This is a genomic window from Lacisediminimonas profundi, from assembly GCF_008831265.1.
GTDB lineage: Bacteria > Pseudomonadota > Gammaproteobacteria > Burkholderiales > Burkholderiaceae_D > Lacisediminimonas > Lacisediminimonas profundi.
In genome coordinates, this window is record NZ_VTTH01000005.1 from 44,246 (window position 1) to 64,379 (window position 20,134).

At 61.9% G+C, this 20,134-nt stretch carries 20 protein-coding genes; 8 read left to right on the forward strand and 12 right to left on the reverse strand.

The annotated features are described in order from the left end of the window. Positions 1 to 38: 38 nt before the first annotated feature. Complete coding sequence (locus tag FVE66_RS14705; RefSeq protein WP_151448209.1) at positions 39 to 680, reverse strand: CoA transferase subunit B; 642 nt, start codon at positions 678 to 680, stop codon at positions 39 to 41. Next, on the reverse strand, positions 677 to 1,345 hold the full coding sequence (locus FVE66_RS14710; protein WP_151448210.1) for a 3-oxoacid CoA-transferase subunit A: 669 nt from the start codon (positions 1,343 to 1,345) through the stop codon (positions 677 to 679). Before FVE66_RS14710 ends, FVE66_RS14705 begins: the two co-directional genes overlap by 4 nt. Before the next feature lie 379 nt (positions 1,346 to 1,724). Here FVE66_RS14710 and FVE66_RS14715 point away from each other — a divergent pair, with 379 nt between their 5' ends. Further along, positions 1,725 to 2,597: an IclR family transcriptional regulator domain-containing protein gene (locus tag FVE66_RS14715; RefSeq protein WP_151448211.1), complete on the forward strand. Its 873-nt coding sequence runs from the start codon at positions 1,725 to 1,727 to the stop codon at positions 2,595 to 2,597. A 105-nt stretch (positions 2,598 to 2,702) separates the two neighbouring features. Here the strand turns inward: FVE66_RS14715 and FVE66_RS14720 are convergent, their stop codons facing one another. Beyond that, the gene (locus FVE66_RS14720) at positions 2,703 to 2,954 is read right to left on the reverse strand and encodes a hypothetical protein (RefSeq protein ID WP_151448212.1); all 252 of its coding nucleotides are present in this window, start codon (positions 2,952 to 2,954) and stop codon (positions 2,703 to 2,705) included. Between the two features lie 375 nt (positions 2,955 to 3,329). Here FVE66_RS14720 and FVE66_RS14725 point away from each other — a divergent pair, with 375 nt between their 5' ends. Together FVE66_RS14725 and thpR are read left to right on the forward strand one after the other, a co-directional pair. Further along, positions 3,330 to 4,268, forward strand: a complete 939-nt coding sequence (locus tag FVE66_RS14725; protein ID WP_241673233.1) for a metallophosphoesterase family protein — start codon at positions 3,330 to 3,332, stop codon at positions 4,266 to 4,268. After that, positions 4,259 to 4,777 (forward strand): RNA 2',3'-cyclic phosphodiesterase, encoded by a 519-nt coding sequence (gene thpR / locus FVE66_RS14730; RefSeq protein WP_151448214.1) that lies wholly within the window; start codon positions 4,259 to 4,261, stop codon positions 4,775 to 4,777. Before FVE66_RS14725 ends, thpR begins: the two co-directional genes overlap by 10 nt. 119 nt (positions 4,778 to 4,896) lie before the next feature. Here thpR and FVE66_RS14735 read toward each other — a convergent pair whose 3' ends face one another. After that, entirely contained in the window at positions 4,897 to 5,739 is an 843-nt protein-coding gene (locus FVE66_RS14735; protein ID WP_151448215.1) for a tRNA threonylcarbamoyladenosine dehydratase, read from the reverse strand. 83 nt (positions 5,740 to 5,822) lie between these two features. Between FVE66_RS14735 and FVE66_RS14740 the strand changes: the two genes are divergently transcribed. From FVE66_RS14740 to FVE66_RS14755, 4 genes are all read left to right on the forward strand, one after another. Continuing rightward, positions 5,823 to 6,992: an MFS transporter gene (locus tag FVE66_RS14740; protein ID WP_161993288.1), complete on the forward strand. Its 1,170-nt coding sequence runs from the start codon at positions 5,823 to 5,825 to the stop codon at positions 6,990 to 6,992. Further along, the gene (locus tag FVE66_RS14745) at positions 6,985 to 7,542 is read left to right on the forward strand and encodes a hemerythrin domain-containing protein (RefSeq protein ID WP_151448217.1); all 558 of its coding nucleotides are present in this window, start codon (positions 6,985 to 6,987) and stop codon (positions 7,540 to 7,542) included. The genes FVE66_RS14740 and FVE66_RS14745 overlap by 8 nt, the downstream gene beginning before the upstream one ends. Next, positions 7,529 to 8,164, forward strand: a complete 636-nt coding sequence (gene pdxH / locus FVE66_RS14750) for a pyridoxamine 5'-phosphate oxidase (protein WP_151448218.1) — start codon at positions 7,529 to 7,531, stop codon at positions 8,162 to 8,164. The genes FVE66_RS14745 and pdxH overlap by 14 nt, the downstream gene beginning before the upstream one ends. A gap of 90 nt (positions 8,165 to 8,254) precedes the next feature. Beyond that, entirely contained in the window at positions 8,255 to 9,505 is a 1,251-nt protein-coding gene (locus FVE66_RS14755) for an SAM-dependent methyltransferase (RefSeq protein ID WP_151448219.1), read from the forward strand. A 66-nt stretch (positions 9,506 to 9,571) separates the two neighbouring features. Here FVE66_RS14755 and FVE66_RS14760 read toward each other — a convergent pair whose 3' ends face one another. Together FVE66_RS14760 and FVE66_RS14765 are read right to left on the reverse strand one after the other, a co-directional pair. Further along, a complete protein-coding gene (locus FVE66_RS14760; protein ID WP_151448220.1) occupies positions 9,572 to 10,033 on the reverse strand; it encodes an RDD family protein in 462 nt (153 codons plus the stop codon). Between the two features lie 77 nt (positions 10,034 to 10,110). Beyond that, positions 10,111 to 11,112, reverse strand: a complete 1,002-nt coding sequence (locus tag FVE66_RS14765; RefSeq protein ID WP_151448221.1) for an aldo/keto reductase — start codon at positions 11,110 to 11,112, stop codon at positions 10,111 to 10,113. 215 nt (positions 11,113 to 11,327) lie between these two features. On the opposite strand from FVE66_RS14765, the gene FVE66_RS14770 reads away from it, so the two are divergent. Continuing rightward, complete coding sequence (locus FVE66_RS14770) at positions 11,328 to 12,446, forward strand: type IV pilus twitching motility protein PilT (protein ID WP_151448222.1); 1,119 nt, start codon at positions 11,328 to 11,330, stop codon at positions 12,444 to 12,446. A gap of 938 nt (positions 12,447 to 13,384) precedes the next feature. Here the strand turns inward: FVE66_RS14770 and FVE66_RS14775 are convergent. The 6 genes from FVE66_RS14775 to FVE66_RS14800 form a co-directional block, all read right to left on the reverse strand. Continuing rightward, the gene (locus FVE66_RS14775; RefSeq protein ID WP_151448223.1) at positions 13,385 to 14,545 is read right to left on the reverse strand and encodes an acyl-CoA dehydrogenase family protein; all 1,161 of its coding nucleotides are present in this window, start codon (positions 14,543 to 14,545) and stop codon (positions 13,385 to 13,387) included. A 34-nt stretch (positions 14,546 to 14,579) separates the two neighbouring features. Further along, a complete protein-coding gene (locus tag FVE66_RS14780; RefSeq protein WP_151448224.1) occupies positions 14,580 to 15,788 on the reverse strand; it encodes an acyl-CoA dehydrogenase family protein in 1,209 nt (402 codons plus the stop codon). A gap of 78 nt (positions 15,789 to 15,866) precedes the next feature. Further along, the gene (locus FVE66_RS14785; protein ID WP_151448225.1) at positions 15,867 to 16,289 is read right to left on the reverse strand and encodes a Zn-ribbon domain-containing OB-fold protein; all 423 of its coding nucleotides are present in this window, start codon (positions 16,287 to 16,289) and stop codon (positions 15,867 to 15,869) included. Beyond that, on the reverse strand, positions 16,286 to 17,458 hold the full coding sequence (locus FVE66_RS14790; protein ID WP_151448226.1) for a thiolase family protein: 1,173 nt from the start codon (positions 17,456 to 17,458) through the stop codon (positions 16,286 to 16,288). The genes FVE66_RS14785 and FVE66_RS14790 overlap by 4 nt, the downstream gene beginning before the upstream one ends. 30 nt (positions 17,459 to 17,488) lie before the next feature. Beyond that, on the reverse strand, positions 17,489 to 18,535 hold the full coding sequence (locus FVE66_RS14795; RefSeq protein WP_151448227.1) for a Bug family tripartite tricarboxylate transporter substrate binding protein: 1,047 nt from the start codon (positions 18,533 to 18,535) through the stop codon (positions 17,489 to 17,491). A 19-nt stretch (positions 18,536 to 18,554) separates the two neighbouring features. After that, positions 18,555 to 20,090, reverse strand: a complete 1,536-nt coding sequence (locus tag FVE66_RS14800; RefSeq protein WP_151448228.1) for a class I adenylate-forming enzyme family protein — start codon at positions 20,088 to 20,090, stop codon at positions 18,555 to 18,557. Positions 20,091 to 20,134: the final 44 nt, after the last annotated feature.

A 20,134-nucleotide genomic window follows, 5' to 3' on the forward strand; every position in this document is an offset into this window, starting at 1 on the left:
TGATTTCTCTTGTGGTTTTTTTTGGTGGAAAGGGAATTCTATCGCTTGTCGATCAGTGGAACGCCTGACATGTCGAGCAGGGCTTCGAAGCTCAGGTCGGGAATGATCTCGCGCACCGCCAGTCCCTCGGGGGTGACGTCGATCACGGCCAGGTCGGTGTAGATCCGGCTGACGCAGCGCATGCCCGTGAGCGGATAGCTGCATTGCTTGACCAGTTTGCTTTCGCCACTGCGGGTCAGGTGTTCCATCATCACGAACACCTGCTTGGCGCCGATTGCCAGGTCCATGGCGCCGCCGACCGCCGGAATCGCGTCGGGCGCGCCCGTATGCCAGTTGGCAAGATCACCCTCTACCGAAACCTGGAAAGCGCCCAGCACGCAAATATCAAGATGTCCGCCACGCATCATGGCGAACGAATCGCCATGATGAAAATAGGAGCCGCCGGGAAGCAGGGTGACCGGCTGCTTGCCGGCGTTGATCAGGTCTTCATCCTCCTCCCCCGGCAGCGGGGCGGGCCCCATTCCGAGTATGCCGTTTTCACTATGGAGGAAAATTTCGCGGTCGCGCGGAAGATGATTGCCAACCAGGGTGGGCAGGCCGATCCCGAGGTTGACGTAGGCGCCTTCGGGTATGTCCTGCGCTACCCGCGCTGCCATCTGGTCACGGTTAAGTCGTTTCATGAGCGCACCTCCTGCACCACGCGTTGCACGAAAATTCCCGGCGTGACGACGCTTTCCGGGTCCAGTTCGCCCAATTCGACGACGCTTGCCACCTGTGCAATGGTGCATTTTGCCGCTGTCGCCATGATGGGACCGAAGTTGCGCGCCGCCTTGCGGTACACCAGGTTGCCCCAGCGGTCGCCACGGTGCGCCTTGATCAGCGCATAGTCGGCCCGGATCGGCGCCTCCAGCACATAGCCGCGGCCATCGATGATGCGCGTCTCCTTGCCTTCAGCCAGCAGCGTGCCGTACCCAGTCGGCGTGAAGAAACCGCCGATTCCCGCGCCGCCGGCACGAATGCGCTCGGCCAGGTTTCCCTGCGGGGTCAATTCGAGTTCGAGTTCGCCCGAGCGGTACAGCGCGTCGAACACGTGCGAGTCGGTCTGGCGCGGGAACGAGCAGATTATTTTTCGTACGCGCTTGGCCTTCAGCAAGGCGGCCAGGCCGGTTTCGCCATTGCCCGCATTGTTGTTGACGATGGTGAGTTCGCGCGCGCCCTGTGCGATCAGGGCATCGATCAGCGCCGCAGGCATGCCCGCATTGCCGAAGCCCCCGATCAGGATGGTCGCACCGTCCGCCACATCGGCAACGGCGTTCGCCATGGAATCGTAAATTTTGTTAATCAAAGTGGTGTCACCTTCTTAGATTATTTGACAATTCAACGCCTATCCGAAACATGAAAATAAAACAACATGGATGGAGGATGGGCTTTGATTTCGCTCGCTACCGCTGCCGAGCTACAGTAAAATCGCCTTTATTGTCATGTTGGCATCAATTAAAGTTCGCTAATCGAACATTTGTTTGATAAGAGAACGATATTTAGTCTTTCATACCGACATGAGAGCGTCAAGATCGCAAGTACTATTGTGTGCGATGGCCGCACAATTTGTTCGATAATCGGCAATGTGCCTTCGCATGCATTTAACATTTATCGACTCGTCAGGGAATTGTGGAACCATGCACCGACTGACCAATCCGGCTCACAAACCTTTAAATGGTAAAAATATGTCCGACGACGATTCCCCTCCGGAAGCAGCCTACCCTTTCGACCCCGACCATTCGCGCCAGCATGACAGGACCGGGGACAAACGCCCGCTCACGATTGCCGAAGAGATCGAAGCACTGACAGACCCGAGCTTCATGACCTCCCTGGCCCGGGGGCTTGCAGTGGTACGCGCATTCAGCGACCAGCGCCGCAGCCTGACGATCGCCCAGATCAGTCATCGTACCGGCATCCCGCGTGCCGCCGTCCGGCGTTGCCTCTATACCCTGAAGCAACTGGGCTATGCCGACTCCGAGGCGAACAACTTCTACCTGAAGCCGAAAATCCTCACCCTCGGCTATTCATACCTTTCCTCGACGCCCCTGGCAATCTCGGCCCAGCCCTATCTGAACAGCATCAGCCGGCAACTCAACGAGTCCTGCTCGCTGGCTGTGCTCGACGACAGCGAAATCCTGTATGTCGCGCGCTCGGCCACCTCACGCATCATGTCGGTAGCGCTCAACACCGGGAGCAGGCTGCCGGCCTACTGCACATCGCTCGGCCGTGCAATCCTGGCTCACTACTCGGACCTCGACCTCGAAAAATACTTCGCGGCGACGACCCTGCGGGCCTATACGGACAAGACCATCATTTCACCGACCCGGCTGCGCGAAATCCTGGTGGAAGTCCGAAGCCAGGGTTATGCGATGGTCGAGGAGGAACTGGAGGTCGGGCTGCATTCCATTGCGGTTCCCGTGCGCGGCGCTTCCGGCACCGTGCATGCCGCACTGAACATCGGCGCGCAGTCGACGCGGGTAAGCGGCGCACAGATGGTGAAAGACTTCCTGCCGGTACTGCAGAAGGTTTCTCACGAGTTGTCCATCCTGCTTCCATAGAGCCAGAACCGGGGGTGACGAAAGGATCCCCCGGCTTTACTCCAGCTTTACTCCGGCATTCCACCGCTTTTGCATGCCGGGCGCCCATTGCCCGGTGACGAGCACTCAGGGCCAGGGCGTCGGATTCATGCTCACATACTGTGGACCGCCCGCCGCCGGGTCGACGTTAGCCCCGGCCAGCGCTGCACCCAGCCGATCGCCAAGGATGTCCTGCAACTCCTTGCGGCTTTCAACAAAATCGGACTCCATCAGGGGAAACTGCTTGACCGGCCAGTTGTCCCGCGCCCACCGCACGAATTCATCGAAGCGGCGCGCCATCTCTGCCGCATACTCGTCACACGCTTTCTGGTCAGCCATATTTTCCTTTCCTGCTAGCTGGTTGATCAGGCTAGCGCTCAGTCTGCCCGCCAATGCGCCGGCGACGCTAGCCCTTGTAATTCAATACGACCCGATCGGGCTGGATCTGTTCAAGCCGGCATGCTGCGGCACCGGTTCACTGGCAGTCACTCCAGCGTGAGCATTATTGCCGATCCCTGCTGCAAGGCAGCCCCCTCGCGGCGTGACAAGGGACCACCGCAAGGCTAGCATGCGGCCATTGCCTTTCACATTTCCTTTCACATTGCCCTTTCACATTGCCCTTTTGCATTCCCCTTTGCATTGCCCTTTCACAAACCCCGCGTGCCAGTCTGACAGCGCATGCCCCCAACCGCTGAATCCGAATCCGATATGCCCTTGCGTCTTTCAACAACTCGTTCCCTGCGTCCGCCACGCCGCTCCCTGCCCGCTGCTGCCGTGCTGGTTTTCCTGCTGCAAGCTTGCAGCTTCGGCCCCGTCGTACGCGACGTCGCGCTGCCCGGACGCCCTGCCGTTTTACTGGCAGCCGGCGACATCGCCGACTGCCGCAATGTCGCAGCACCCGACAGCGGCGCCGAACTGACCGCCACGCTGGTCGAGCGTGAACTGGCGCGCGACCCGTCGGCCATGGCGATGACGCTTGGCGACAACACCTATCCGGTCGGCCTGCCCCGCGAGTTCAACGACTGCTACCACCCCACCTGGGGACGGTTCAAGGCGCGCACCCTGCCCGCGCCGGGCAACCATGAGTACTACACGACAGGAGCGCCTGGCTACTACGGCTACTTCGGCGCCCAGGCCGGCGCGGCAGGACGCGGCTACTACGCCACCACTGCCGGCAGCTGGAAACTGATCGCCCTGAACAGTGCATTGCGCAAGGATGCATTCGCCGCACAAGTTGAATGGCTGAAGGGGGAGCTGGCAAAGGACAAGCGTGTTTGCACGCTGGCATTTTTCCATCATCCGCCCTTCAGCTCGGGTGGCCACGCCAACAATGCGTTCATGCTGCCGGTCTGGAACGTGCTGGCGGGCGCGGGAGTCGACCTGGTGCTGGCTGCGCACGACCATCACTACGAACGCCTGGCTCCACTGGATGCACAAGGAAAACCGGACCGGCGCGGCGCGCGCCAATTCGTGGTGGGAACCGGCGGTGCTACGCTGTCGCCGCTGCGCCTGCCGCTGCCGGCCACCGAAGCACGAAACAATACCGTGCCAGGGGTGCTCAAACTGGAATTGCGCGACGGCGGCTATTCGTGGAAATTTCTTGCCGCCGTGCCCACTGACTTTTCAGATCATGGACATGGCTTATGCCACTGAATGACAAGCCGCCGGCATCGGTGCGGCTATTCTTTGCCTTGTGGCCGTCACCGCCGGTGCGGGCCGCGCTGGCGTCGCTGCTGCCAGCGGTGACCGGCCGGCGCGTGAAAGCCGAGCACCTGCACATCACCATGGTGTTCCTGGGCCAACAGCAGTCGGACCGCATACCGGAGTTACTGGCGATTGCACGGGCGGTTCCGTTCCCCGCGATGCCGCTGGTGATCGATGAAATCGGCTATTTTCGGCGCAACCGCATCGCCTGGGCAGGCAGCCAGCATCCGCCTCCGGCGCTGCTGGACGTGCGGCGCGAACTGGTCGATGCACTGGCGCAGGCGGGCTTCGAATTCGATTCCAGTTCGGCCTTCAAGACGCATGTCACCCTGGCACGGGATGCCGCGCCGCCTCCGGTGTCGCAATTCGAGCCGGTGATCTGGGAACTTGAGGGGATTGCACTGGTGTCGTCGCATTACGGTGCAAACGGGCTGGTTTACACGGTGTTGAACGATTGATCTTGAAGGCTGGAGACTGAACGATTGATGCAGGACCGATTGATGCAGGACCGATTGAGGCCGGAACGAACCGGGGCCGGTACGCGGGGCTCGACTCAGGCGCTGTTCCTGGCGCTGACTCAGGAGCTTGATCGGGACTGCGCCAGCCGCTGCAACACCCGTGCCGCCGCTGCCAGGCCGAAACTTGCCGTGACGGCAACGCTCGACCCGAAGCCCGCACAGTTAAGGCCGGTGACACCGGTATCGCCGATATCGCCAGGATCGCTGCCATCGAGCGCACAGTTCGCCGCATCCGGATTCAGCAAGGGCTCGGTCGAGAAAACGGCATCGATGCCGAACCGGCTCTTTTCGCCGCGTGGAAAACCGTAGTGGCCGCGCAGGCGCTTGCGGACTTTCGCCAGCAAGGGCTCCTGCTCGGTGCGGGCAAGGTCGCGGATCTCGATGCGGGTGGGATCCATCTGGCCACCGGCGGCGCCTATGGTGATCAAGGGCACCTGCCTGGACCGGCACCATGCAATCAATGCCGACTTTGCGCGCACATTGTCGATGGCATCGATGATGTAGTCGAAGCCTTGCGTGCCCAGCATGGCCTCGATATTGTCCTCAGTCAGGAAGTCCTCGACCTCGGTCACTTCGCACAAGGGATTGATCTGGCCGATGCGCGCCGCCAGCGCACTGACCTTGGCCATGCCCAGCGTGCCGCTCAGGGCGTGCAACTGGCGATTGATGTTGGACTCGGCGACATTGTCCAGGTCGATCATGGTGATATGGCCAATCGCGCTGCGGGCCAGTGCTTCCACTGCCCATGAACCGACGCCGCCAACGCCCACCACGCAAATGCGGGCGGCGCGGAAACGGGCCAGGCCCTGTGCACCATACAAACGCGCAACGCCGCCGAAACGACGATCGAAATCGATGTCTTCCTGCAAATCGAGGACAGCATTGTCGGCGAGGCGTTCCATGGCGGACATTTTACCGGACAGAAAACCGGCATCTGCTCTAAAATACATTTTTGTCACGCGAAAAGCCGGTTTTGCTGTCCGCCGTGCGCCAAATTCCCCCGTTTCTACAGCTGGTCCTGGTCGCGATCGCAGCACACATCGCACTGGCCGGCGCACGTGTAACAACCACGCTCTACGCCCTGTCCCTGCAGGCGTCCTCGCTCTCGGTCGGCATCCTGATCGGGATGATTGCTTTTTTCCCCATGCTGCTGGCAGTACCCCTCGGAAAATTCACCGACCGGGTCGGCTACGCCAGGCCAATGGCCGTGGGATGCGTGCTGGCACTGATTGGCTGCCTGCTGCCCGCGGCCATTCCGGGCATGATCGTGCTGTATCCGTCGGTGATCCTGATCGGCATCGGATTCACCGCTGTCCATATCGGCGTCCAGCATGCGGTCGGCGTGCTCAGCAATGCCGAGAACCGGGCTGCCAATTTCAGCTGGCTTTCTGCTGGCTTCTCGACCTCCAGTTTCGTCGGACCGGTGCTGGCTGGCCTGCTGATCGACTTCAGCAACTACCGGATGGCGTACGCCGTATTTGCCTTGTCCTGTGCGTCAGGACTGCTGCTGATTGCATTCGGCCAGATCCGCCAGCTCGACCAGGGCCGGGCCGGGCCGCTCAGGGTCAAAGGCAGCGCCATCGACTTGCTGCGCGACCCGGAAATGCGCCGCATCTATTTCATCGGCATCCTGCTGGCGGCAGCGTGGGACCTGTTTACTTTCGTCATTCCGCTGCACGGTTCGCGGCTCGGGTTTTCCGCTTCCACCATCGGCCTGATACTCGGCACCTTCGCCGCGGCCACCTTCACCATCCGCCTTGGCATGCCCCTGATCGCCCGCCACTACAGCGAGTGGCAGATGCTGACCGGTGCGCTGGCGCTGGCGGTGGTGTGCTACCTGCTGCTTCCTTTCATGCACCAGCCGTTTGCCATCATGACGGTTTCGGCCGCCCTCGGCGTGGCCCTCGGCACCACCCAGCCCATGGTCCTGGCCCTGCTGCATCACACCGCGCCCCCGGGCCGCGGCGGCGAGGCGATCGGCATCCGCGCCACCATCGGCAATGCCAGCCAGGCGATCCTGCCGGTGGCGTTCGGCGCCGCTGGCGCCGCTCTTGGTATAGTCGGTGTGTTCTGGGGGATCGCCGTCATGCTCGGCGCCGGCATCCCCGTGGCCTGGAAAAAAGCAAACCGTTTGAGAGGAAGCAAGAATGACTGATTCGCTGATCACGCCGGCGCCGGGCTTCGACCAGCCCGTCGCCGTGCTCAAGCATTGCCACGACCGCATACGCAAGCAACTCGAGACGCTCGATCGCTTGCAGAAGCATCTGCAGCAAGAGGGACATACCGTTGACGCGCAACAAGCGGCGACGGCAGTATTGCGCTACTTTAATCAGGCGGCGCAGCAGCATCACGCCGACGAGGAGGAGGACCTGTTGCCCATGCTGGCACAAACTGCGACCGGCGACGATGCCGCCATACTGTCGCAGATGGCGCCGCAGATCCTGGATGAACACCAGCAGATGGCCGGATACTGGGGATCGCTGGAGCCACAGTTGCAGGCAGTCGCGCAAAGCAATGGCAGCAGCTTGTCGGCCGACGAAGTGCAGCGCTTCGCCGAACTGTACGCCCGCCACATGGAACGGGAAGAAGGCACCATAGCACCAATGGCAAAACGATTGTTTTCCGCCGGGCAGATGAAGCAACTCGGCGATGCGATGCGCAACCGTCGCGGCATTCCCGAGGAGCCCCGCCATGGCAATCGCTGACCTGCGGAGCGAGTACACGCGCGCCAGCCTCTCTGAGGAGCAGGTGGCGGGCGAGCCGATCGCCCAATTTGCAAAATGGTTCGAGGAAGCCTTGCGCAGCGAAGTGCCGGAACCCAACGCCATGAGCGTATCCACGGTCGCCGACGATGGCCGGCCATCATCACGCATCCTGCTGCTGAAGGATTTCGACAAGCGCGGCTTCACCTGGTACACCAATTACGAAAGTCGCAAGGGCGAGCAGTTGCGGCAGAATCCACGCGCCGCATTGCTGTTTTTCTGGCAACCGCTGGAACGGCAGGTGCGCATCGAAGGACCGGTCGAGCGCGTCAGCCCGGAAGAAGCCGATGCCTACTTCAACATCCGCCCGCTCAACAGCCGGCTCGGCGCGCTGGCCTCGGCCCAGAGCCGGCCGATCGGCAGCCGCGAGGCGCTGGAAGAACGTTTCCGGCAGATCGAGCAGCAATATGGCGACACGCCGCAACGGCCGCAACACTGGGGCGGATATCGCCTGCGGCCGGAATACGTGGAATTCTGGCAGGGACGGCCGTCCCGCCTGCATGACCGGATTGCTTATTCGCTGCAGGGCGATGGCAGCTGGCGCAGGGAGCGGCTGCAACCTTGATCCCGGGCTGACGGCAGCGTCAGCGGCATGCGCAGGTTTGGTATCGCAAGAGGTAACCCATTTCATACATTCGCAACCGTGGAGGCGCAGATGTTTTGGGAAAGACGACTTGAGAACTGGATCGATGGCATTCGCAACGAGGCCAGCTTGCCGCTGCGGCTGCAGCTGTGGAACGGGCGACAGTTCGACTTCGGCCAGCCCGATCCGGAAGTGACGATCCGGGTGCCGAACGTGTCGGCGCTGACCTACCTGCTCAAGCCAACCCTGGCCAACCTGGGCCAGGCTTATGTCGAGGGCATGCTGGACGTGGAAGGCCGGGTCAAGGCGGTAATCGGGATCGCCAACACGCTGGCCGCCAAATCGATCAAGGACGCCAGCCGTCCGACCCGCAGTTTCAATCCCTTCCACCATACGCGCCGCCAGGATGCCGCCGCGATCCAGTACCACTACGACGTCTCGAACGAGTTCTACCAGACCTGGCTGGACCCGAACATGGTGTATTCCTGCGCCTATTTTGAAAACGGCGATGAGGACCTGGCGAGCGCGCAACTGAAGAAGATAGATCACATCCTGACCAAGATCCAGGTGCAGCCAGGCGACAGGCTGCTCGACATCGGCTGTGGTTGGGGTGCGCTGGCGATCCGGGCGGCACAGGAATTCGGCGCCCGCTGCGTTGGCGTGACGCTATCGCAGAACCAGTTCACCCTGGCCACGGAACGGGTCAAGCAACTGGGCCTGTCGGACCGCATTGAGATACGCCTGCAGGATTATCGCGACGTCACCGGCAGCTTTGACCGCATTACCAGCGTTGGCATGTTCGAACACGTCGGCATCCCCAACCTGGCCGCTTATTTCGCCAAGATCAGCTCACTGCTGGCCGACGGCGGCATGGCGCTGAACCACGGCATCACCTCAACCGATCCCGAAAACGGTGAAACCGCCTATGGCGGTGGCGAGTTCATCGACCGCTACGTCTTCCCGCATGGCGAGCTGGGACATATCTCGACTGTCCTGAAGGCCATGCAAAAAGGCGGACTGGAAGCACTGGACGTGGAAAACCTGCGCCGGCACTATGCCCGCACCTGCGATATCTGGGCCGAAAATTTCGAGTCGAATTCCGACCGCTTGCAGCAGATGGTGGATCCCAAGCGTTTCCGGATCTGGCGGGTGTACCTGGCGGGTTGTGCCTATGCCTTTGCCAATGACTGGATCTCGCTGAACCAGGTGGTGTGCGTGAAGGCGGGACAGGACGCCGCTGCCCTGCCGTGGTCGAGGCGCTACATGTATGGCGACACCAAAGGCAATGTGCCGGTTGCAGCCGCGGCGCAGACCGTTTTCTAGCGCGGCAAGTTTCGGCGCGGAAATTCTTGGCGCCGAAACGTTTAGCGACGCCGCTACTGCCAGCTCTTACCCGAACCGCACCGGTTCGGAGGTACCGCGCATGTTGCGCACCACCACCGTCCCGGCCAGCTTGTCATGCCAGCCTTGCTTGCGGCGATCGAACCCCGCCCACAGGAAGCCAATGCACAGGAAGAAGGTGGACAGGAAATAGCCGAGGTAGCGAATCACGTGCTGCTTCAGGGTCGGATTTGCGCCGGTGCGGGCGTCAACGATGCGCGCGCCGATGGCCATCTTGCCCGGTGTTGCGTGCTTGCTGCTCCAGAACCACAGGATCACGACCGCAGGCAACACATAGCCCAGCAGGAAGCCGGGCGTCCCCTCCATCACCACGCCCTGCGCCAGCCGCTCGCTGCCATACAGTCCGTAGAGGACAGGGAGGAGTACCAGGAGCAGCAGCACGGAATCGATGATGCTGGCCCAGACCCGCAACCAGAACCCGACGTACTCCAGTTCGGACGCATCCTGCATGAACTTCTCCCTTGCCTGGGCTGATGATGCCGGCAATCATAACCGAGCGGGCTGGTTCTGGGTCAACAGGGAATTCCTTATACCGGACGCCCTGAAATCGGATAACTCGGATCCGAATAGCCATGCACCGAAGCATGGCCCGGCGGCACCATGCTGTCGACCAGCGCCTCCTCTTCAGCCGACAGGCCCATGCCAAGCGCAGTGTAATAGCCTTCCATCTGCGCCAGCGAGCGCGGGCCGGCGATCACCGAGCTGATGATCGGATTGGCCAGCACCCAGGCGACGGCCAACTGCGTCAGGGCGACCCCGCGGCCGTCGGCATGCTGCCTGAGCCTGGCTGCGATCTCCAGCGAGCCATCGCGGAACTCGGTTTCCATCATGCGTTTCTCGCGGCGACCGGCGCGCGAGTCGGCGGGTGGCGGCTCGCCCGGTACGTACTTGCCGGTCAGCACGCCGCGCGCCAGCGGGCTGTAGGGGACCACGCCGATGCCATAGTGCTTGCAGGCGGGCAGTATCTCGATTTCTGGCTCCCGGTTCAGCAGGTTGTAGCAGGGCTGGCAGGCCACGGGCAGCGGCACGCCATGACGCTCGCACAGCCTGACGACTTCCGCTATGCGCCAGCCGCGGAAATTCGACAGCCCGAAATAACGGATCTTGCCGCTGCGGATCAGATCACCGAGCGCGGCCACTGCCTCTTCGAGATTCGCTTCCTCGAAATCACGATGCAGGTAGAGGATGTCGATGTGGTCGGTGGCGAGCCGACTCAGTGAGCAGTCGGTCTCCCGCATGATCCAGGAGCGGGAGTAATTGCCATGGTTCGGCTCCGCCCTCATGCTGTTGCCAAGTTTGGTCGCGACTACCCAATCATGCCGCCGTCCTTGCAGCAAGCTGCCGACCATTTCCTCGGAACGGCCCTTCACATAGACGTCTGCCGTATCGATGAAATTCACGCCATGGTCCTGGGCCGAGGCAACGATGCGCTGCGCCTCGGCCAGGTCGGTCTGATCGCCGAACATCATGGTGCCCAGGCACAGTGCGGATACCTGGAGGTTGCTCTTGCCGAGACGACGGGTTTGCATGGGAATCTCCTGTTTCATGTTTGTAGTTTTTTTGTTGGCTTGCTATCTGCTATCGCGTGTCAATGCAAGTTTTCCGGCAACAAATCTTACCTCAGGCTGACAGCGTTTACTTGTTGCATGCAAGCACGGCGCCTGTAGCAGTTCCTGGCAACGCCCATTAGAATGATTGCCACCGGAAAATTTTTCCCAACACGACGGCTGATCGCGAAAGACCCATGCAAGACCTATCCCTGATCGAGACCCTGAGCGCGCGCGACTTGCCCGATGTGCCCGTGCTTGGCACCCTGGTGGAGCAAATCGTCTACCTGCTGAATTCAAGCGTATTTTTTTCCGACATCATCATTCACCAGAACAGCCCGATCATGCTGCGCCAGCCCAAGGGCCTGGTTGCCGTGAGCGACACGCCGGTCACGCTGGAGGAGATGGAGGAATTCTTTGCCGTCATCGAACCGGACTGGGAAGACCGCATCCGCGACCGCGCCTTCGACCGCGCCAAGGACCTGCACAGCGCGCGCATCCGGCTGAATTGCTTCACCTTCCAGGCCAGGAAGCGCCTGGGCTGCGTGATCCGGCGTTTTCCGACCGAGCCGATCGCGCTCGCCAAAACCGGTCTGCCGGAGGACGCACGCAAGTTCGCCACCCTGCACAGCGGCCTGGTCCTGATCGTCGGCGACACCTGCCAGGGAAAATCGACTACCGCGGCATCGATGCTCGACGAAATCAACAAGACCCGTTCCGGCCACATCATCACGATCGAGGATCCGGTCGAGACGCTGATACCGCAGCGTCACTGCATCATCACCCAGCGCGAAGTCGGCCCCGATGGCGATACCCAGAGCTACTACCTGGGCGCCCTCGATGCGCTGCGTGAACGGCCGGACGTGGTCCTGATCGGCGAAATCCGGGATGCCGAGACGGCGCGCGAAGCCGTGGCCCTGGCCGAATCCGGACCGCTGGTGATCGCCTCGCTGCACGCGCGCTCGACCGAGATGGGCCTGCAGAAAATGCTGCGGCTGCTGGGCAACACCGATTCCGAAGCCCAGGCGCTGGCGTCCAACCTGCGCGGCGTCCTGTGCCAGGCTTTGCTGGCCGCCCGCGACGGCCGCTCCTACCATCTCGCGACCGAATGCCTGACCATGAATCCGGAGGCCATGCGCTTGATCGAAACGCGCAACATGAGCGGCATCCGCAGCCTGCTGGACCGCCTCGACCGGGATCCGGCGTCGGGATCACACACGATGAACAGCGACCTGGCACTGCTGCTCAAGGCCGGGAAAATCACGATGGAAAATGCGCGCCAGGTGAGCACGGATCGGGCCAATCTGCCGGTGTGAGCCGGGTGTACGCACGCAGGCCAAGAACGATCACTCCCCATAACCGTGGGTGAGCGGTGTTGTGGATTTTTGGCTCTCTGGCTTGCGGGTTGTGTGGCTGGGTTTGATCGCTGTGGCTGTGAAGCCGGGAGACACCCCGGCGGGTGTGTCCCTTTCTTTTAGAAAAAGAAAGGAACCAAAGAAAAAACGTCAAAACCCACTTGGCTAACGCCCGCTTCGATAGCCAACCAGACTCGGATGTCTGGGCTAATCCAGTGCGGCGTTCGCGAGGAAGGTCCTGCCACACGTTCGCCTATGACCGGGATCAGTCAACCCGCTTCAATGCCGCCGACCGCACACTACCGCTCGTTGACTCTCAATTATTTTCGAAGCCGCTAATTGGCACTTGAGGTCGGGTTGCCAGCGGGGCGCGGCGTCCCTGAAATTTTCTGCTGCAATTTGCCTTTCCTTGCCCTTCTTTGAGCAGCCCCGTCGCTTGTTTGAAGCTTCGAAAAACATTAAGAGTCAACGGTGCGCCGGGCATCGGTATAAGACACTTCATGGGGTTGGCTGATTAGGTAAGCGGCACACAGCCGAGGGATCATCACTCGCGAGCGTCGCACTGGATTAGCCCAGACATCCGAGTCTGGTTGCCTATCGAAGCGGGCGTTGGCCAAGTGGGTTTTGACCTACTTTTCTTTGGTTCCTTTCTTTTTTCAAAAGAAAGGAACACACCCGCCGGGGTGTCTCCCGGCTTCACAACCACAACCATCAAACCCAGCCACACGAACCGCAAGCCAAAAGCCGCAAAACAACCAAACCACTCACCCAAGAATGTGGGTAATGCTCAGCCCTTGAAAGGGAGGGAGCGTTCGTGGCGTGCGTCGGGCCACGCCATGAACTCAGGATATGGGCATTGATCAGCATTCAAGGTGCGTTGCATTCCCGATGCGCCCACGTCAACGCTGCACACCCCGATCCAGCCGTGCATACCGCCCCAGGTGGTAATCGACATCCCCGAACTGCTGCGCAATCACCATCAGGCGCCGGAAGGTGTGGCTCAACTTGAGTTCCTCGGTCATCCCGATGCCCCCGTGCAGTTGCACCGACTCGTGCGCCACCAGCCGGCAGGCCTGGCCGATGCGGATCTTGGCGGCGGAAATCAGGCGGCTGCGCTCGCGTGGATCACGCTCCGTGTCGGCCTTGACGCACGCCAGGCACGCCATCGACTTCGCCTGCTCATGCTCGATCATCATTTCCACCATCCGGTGCTGCAAGGCCTGGAAGCTGCCAAGCGCGACGCCAAACTGACGCCGGGTCTTCAGGTATTCCAGCGTCTGCGCATTGGCATCGGCAATGGCGCCCACTGCCTCGGCGCAGACCAGGGCAGTGGCAAAGTCGATCACTTCCTCGATCAGCGGCAAGGCGCCATCAACGACACCAATCAATGCGTCATCGCCCACCTTCACCTGGTCGAAGATGATGTCGCTTGCCGGCATTTCGTCCACGGTACGGAAGGGACTGGCTGTCACGCCCGCCGCCCCGGCATCGACCAGGAACAGGCTGATGCCGTCCCGCTCACCCGCATCGCCGGTCGTCCTGGCGCTCACGACCAGCCGATCCGCAACCGTCCCGTGCACCACCATGCATTTCCCGCCGTCGATTCTCCAGCCATCGCCTGCACCTTTCTCCCTCTTCGCCCGCACGGCAACGCTCTCGGGCCGGTAGCGTGCATGGCGTTCCATGTGGGCGAAAGCCAGTTTCATCTTGCCGGCGGCGACCGCTGGCAAAATCGCAGCCCGCTGCGCATCGCTGCCACCGCGCACGATGAATTGCGCGGCCAGGCCGGCGGTAGCGAGATAGGGCTCGACCAGCAGCGCGCCGCCGAACGCTTCCATCACCGGCATCATGTCGACCGCGCCTGCGCCGAATCCGCCATACTCTTCAGAAAATGGCAGGGCCAGCACGCCCAGTTCGGCCAGTGTCTGCCACACGCTGTCGCCACAGCCCGATCCTGACGCCACGATTTTCTTGCGGGCCTCGAAGCCGTAATCCTTCGCCACGAAACGGGCAAGGGCATCGGCAAATTGTTTCTGTTCGTCGCTGTATTCGAAATTCATTTCGTTGGCTCTGTTGCGCTGCCTGCCACCCGCCTCACAGGCCGAGGCTCATCTTGGCAAGGATGTTGCGTTGGACCTCGTCGGAGCCGCCATAGATGGTGACCTTGCGCAGGTTCAGGTAGCGCGAGGTGATGGCAGCCAGCAAGGCAGCCGCTTCTTCCTCTCCGGACGCCTTGTCGCTGCCAGCCATTTCCCGGTGCGCCAGCGGCCCTGCCACCTTCAGCATCAACTCGGACAGCGCCTGTTGTATCGCGGTCCCCTTCAGCTTCAGGATCGACACCTCGGGACCGGGCGGGCGTCCGGTGCGCCGCATCTCGTCGATGAAGCGCAGGTTGGTGATCTCCAGCGCCATCAGTTCAACTTCCACCCGCGTAAGCTGGTCGCGAAATCGCGGGTCATCAAGCAGCGCGACGCCGTCGTCCTGCACCTCGGCTGCCAGTGCCCTGAGGCGGGCAAGCTGGCGCTTGGAAGGCGCGATGCGGCCCGAGTTAAGCCGCTCGTATCCGAGCAGGAACTTGGCGACGGTCCAGCCCCGCCCTTCCTCGTGCACCAGGTTTTCAACCGGCACCCGCACGTCGTCGAGGAAGACTTCATTGACCTCGTGGCTGCCATCCATCAGCATCAGCGGCCGCACCGTGACGCCGGGCGAATTCATGTCGATCAGCAAGAAGGAAATCCCCTCCTGCGGCTTGGCGGCTGCCGGGTCGGACCGTACCAGGCAGAACATCCAGTTGGCCCATTGCGCCTGCGTGGTCCAGGTCTTCTGGCCATTCACCAGGTAGTGGTCGCCGTCGCTGCTGCGGACCAGTTCGGCACGGGTCTTGAGCGAGGCAAGGTCGGAGCCGGCGCCAGGTTCCGAATAGCCCTGGCACCAGAAGTCCTCGCCACTGTAAATGCGCGGCAGGAAGCGTTGTTTCTGTTCCGGCGTGCCGTAGTGGATCAGCACCGGCGCGCACATCAGCAGGCTCAGCGCCGGCAATGGCGGGGCGCCGGCATAGCCGCATTCTTCCTCGAAGATGAAGCGCTGCACCGGATTCCAGCCAGTGCCGCCCCATTCGAGCGGCCAGCTCGGCGCAACCCAGCCTTTGGCGGCGAGGATGCGGTGCCAGCCCATCACTTCTTCCTTTGACAGATGCGCGTAGCGTGCGACTTTTTCCTTCAGCGCCGGCGGCAGGTTTGCTGCCAGCCAGCTGCGCACTTCGTCGCGAAATGCCAGTTCTTCCTGCGAATAGTTCAGGTCCATGCACTTTCCTTGCACGCCGGGACGGCGAGTGCCGTCCCGGCGCGGTCCCTCAACTCAGATCGTCAACTTGTGCTCGAATCAGGCAGGCTCGAAGCAAGGATAGTTGATGTCATCCGACAGCTTTTCCCAGCAGACCTTGACCGGCATGTCGATCTTCACGTCCTCGGCCTTGACGTTGCAGATGTTGCACAACATGCGCACGCCCTCTTCCAGTTCGACCAGCGCAACCATGTAGGGCGTGCGGTCTTCGTGGCCGGGCCAGGCGTTGAAGTGGTTGGAGTAACTGTAGACATGGCCACGACCGGACACTTCACGCCATTCGAGATTGCGCTTGCCGTTGGCCATGCTGACCGGCCTCGGGAAAAATTGCGGCTGGTTGGTGTCCTTGCAGTACTGGATCACCAGCTTGCCGTTCCTGGCAGCTTCCCAGAACGGCTTGGTGTCCATGTAGGTATTCACCCGTGGAATCGGGCGCGGGGTCTTTTTCTCTGCGGTACTCATGACTGCTCCAGGATCAAAACGTTGGACACGCCCCAGTTACGGCCGTAAGGAATCACGCCGATACCGGTAACCATGCAATTGCGCGGATCGGAGACCTGGCGCGCGCCGGCCTCGCCAAACATCTGCCGCACGCCTTCGACCAGGTTCAGGCCACCGCCAGCCAGGCCTGGCTGGCCGGCGGAAATCTGACCGCCGGAGGTATTGAGCGGCAGCGTGCCCTTGTACGACATGTCGGTATTGAGCACGAACTCGGCGCCCTTGCCCTTCTCGCAGAAGCCGATGTCTTCCAGCGTGATCAGCAGCGCGATCAGGAAGTCGTCGTACGGCATGATCATGCGGATGTCTTTTGGCGTCATGCCGGCCTTCTGCAGCGCCTTGGGCCCGGCCACCGAGAAGCCGGAGACCGTGATATCGGCCAGGCGGTCGTGACCCTTGAAATTGACCTTCTCGCCGTAGCCTACCGGGTGGATCATTTTCTTCAGGCCCAGCCGCTTTGCATTCTCGGTCGATGTCACCAGCACGCCATTGGCTCCGTCGCACACCATTACCGAATCAAGCACGCGGATCGGTTCGGCCACGAACTTTGACTTCAGGTAGTCCTCTTCCGTCAGCGGCACCTGCAGCTTGTCGCAGGCAAGCGGATTCATCAGCGCATGGTTGCGCTGCGTGACGGCGAGCTTGGCGAGCGCCCGCTCGTCGAGTCCGTACTGGTGCTTGTAGCGCTGGCTGAGCAAGCCGAAGGCGCCGACCGGACCGCGCAGTCCGACCGGATACTGGAACTCGCCGCGCTGCGCGCCCTGCTCCGGCGCCCGTCCCGAGGACTGGGCATCCGACGCAATCACCAGCACCGTCTTGCACAAGCCGTCCCGGATGGCAGCGGCCGCACGGGCGATGCCGCCGATGCCGGACCCGCCGCCCAAGCCGTTGAGCTGCATCCACTCAGGCTCCAGGCCGAGCATCTCGCACATGTAGACGCCCCAAAACGGATTGCCAGTCTCGCTCATGGTTTCAGCGATCGCCAGTCCGTCGATCTCGGAGCGGTCGATACCGGTCTGGTTCAGTATCTGCTCCAGCACGTCACCAGCAAGATCGTACGAACTCCTGCCTCCCCGCAACGTGACCTTGGTTTCGCCATAGCCGACTACGGCAATGTCTTTTCCTTGTTTCATATCTCCTCGTCCATTTGATCCAACTTTTGATTACTCGACCTTGATGCCACGCGACTTGATCACTTTGCCCCAACGGTCGATTTCCTGGGCAATGTGCGTTCCGAACTGCTCCGGCGTGCCGCCCACCGGTGTCATGCCAATCTTGAGCATGCTGGCGCGTACCTCGGGTAGCGCCAGGATGCCGTTGATTTCCTTGTTGAGCCTGTTGACGACATCCGGCGGCGTCCCGGATTTCATCAGCAGGCCGAACCATGTGCCGCCGATGGCGTCGGGATAGCCCTGTTCGGCAAATGTCGCCACGTTCGGCAGCGCCGACCAGCGGTCGCGGCGCGGAATGCCGAGCGCGCGCAGGCGGTCGCCTTCGACCATGGCCATCAGTTGAGGTGAAACGCTGAAAACACCGACGCTGGTATGTCCCCCGAGAATCGCAGTGGTCAGCGGCGCCAGGCCTTTGTAGGGAACGTGCAGCATCTCGATGCCTGCCAGCTGGTTCAGCAACTCCATCATCAGATGGGTACCGGTCGCAATGCCGGGCGTGCCGAAGCTGATCTCGCCGGGCTTTGCCTTCGCCATCTTCACAAGATCAGCAAAAGACTTGATCGGGGAGTCGGAGCGCACCACCACCAGCTGCGATACGTCGGCCAGCAGCGCCAGCGGCGCGAAGTCACGGCGCGTGTCGTACGGCATGTTGGGGAAGATCGATGGATTGGTCGCATGCGGTACCGCCACCAGCAGCATCGTGTAACCGTCCGCAGGCTGGCTCAGCAGGTACTGCGAGGCCACCCTTTCATTGGCGCCCGGCCGCGGCTCCACGATCACCGGCTGGCCGATGCGAGGCGCCAGCGCTTCGCCGATACGGCGCGCCAGGAAATCGACCGAGCCTCCAGCATCGTAAGCCAGCACGATCTTCAGTGGCTTGTTCGGGAAGGACTGGGCAGATGCATGCGCCGCCACCAGCATGCCGACAGCCAGCATGGCGGCCTTGGTGGTGGTCCAGGTGGCAGCACGGCTCGCAGACCGGATGCGCAGCGACAGGCGCCGCAGCCCGGCGCCGATGCTTTGCAGTTTTTCATGCATTGCCGTTCTCCTTGCCCTTTCAGGCAGTGGTTTCGAGGAATTTCTCGCGCAGCTCGCGCTTCAATACCTTGCCAGTGCTGTTTTCCGGCAGCGCGGGCAGGAAGCGGAAGAACTTGGGTTTCTTGTAACTGGCAATGCGCTCCACGCACCACGTGGTCAGCGCCTCGGGCAGGGCATGCATGCCGGGGCGCAGCACGACGAAGGCGGCAACGGCTTCGCCAAAGATCGGGTCGGGCACGCCGACCACGGCGGCCTGCGCTACTGCCTCATGCGAGCACAGCGCTGCCTCCACCTCTTTCGAATAGATGTTGTAGCCGCCGGACAGGATCATGTCCTTCTTGCGGTCGACGATCGTCACATAGCCGTCGGCGTCGATCGTGGCCATGTCGCCGGTCGCGAACCAGCCGTTGCGGATCGATTCCCGGTTGGCCTCCGGCCGGCGGTAGTACTCACGCATGTTGAGGTAGCGCCCCGGCTCTCCGGTGCGCACCCACACCTCGCCCGGCTCGCCCACGGCAACCTGGCAGCCCTGGTCGTCGAGCAACTTCATCTCTATTCCGGGCAGCACGCGACCGACCGTGGCCGCATGGCTGATCTGCTCGTGCGGCTTGAGCAGCGTGATCACGCCGACTTCGGTCATCGCGAAGAAGGAATACAGCTTGACCGATGGCAGCCGCTGCATCAACTCCGCCTTCAGGTCGACCGCGAAGGCTTCACCTGTGGCCAGTATTCGTTCGAGGGAAGCGAAGCGCTGTGGCGCTTTCACGATCTCGGGCATCAACAGCCGCACCACGGTCGGCACCACGCCAAGCACCGTGATGCGTTCGGCCTCGATGATGCGCGCAATGTCGGCAACGTCGAAGCGCGGCGCAATGACCAGCGTGCATCCATGCACCAGCATGTTTCCCATCCTGGCGAATGCGGTACGGTGCGCGAGCGGGGTCGTGATCAGGATGCGGTCACTCTCGCCGATGCCCCAGTACAGTCCATTCATGAAGCCGTTCACGATGATGAAGTTGGACTGGGTCAGCACCGCACCCTTCGGCTTGCCGGTGGTACCGGAGGTATAGGAAATCATGCAGTCGTCGAATTCGACCGGCACTTCCTGCCGCAATCCGCCCTGCTGTTGCAGCATGGCGCTGAAATCGTGTTCCCCGGCCCGCGGCGCGCCATTCACCGCGATCCGCTGCAGGCCGGTGGCGCCGGCGGCGGCCCGATCGAATTCTGCAGCGTGCTCGCAACTGACGAACGCGGCGCACGGTTGCGCGTCTTCCAGCATGAAGGCGATTTCAGGCGGCGCCAGCCGCATGTTGACGGGCACGGCAATGGCGCCGGCCTTGACGATGCCAAAGAACGCAAAGGCGAATTCGACACAGTTGGGAAGGTAAAGCGCAATACGGTCGCCCGGCATCACACCGATGCGTTGCAGCCCCGCGGCAACCGAACTGGACAGTCGTTCGAGCTCGGAGAAGCTGACGCGTCGATCGTCGAAGACCATGGCCTCCTTCGAGGGCATGGTCGCCGCATGCGAGGCCAGATAGGATGCAAATTTCATTGCCCTGCTTACCTCCGTGGAACGGGTCGCGAAAACCTGCTGTT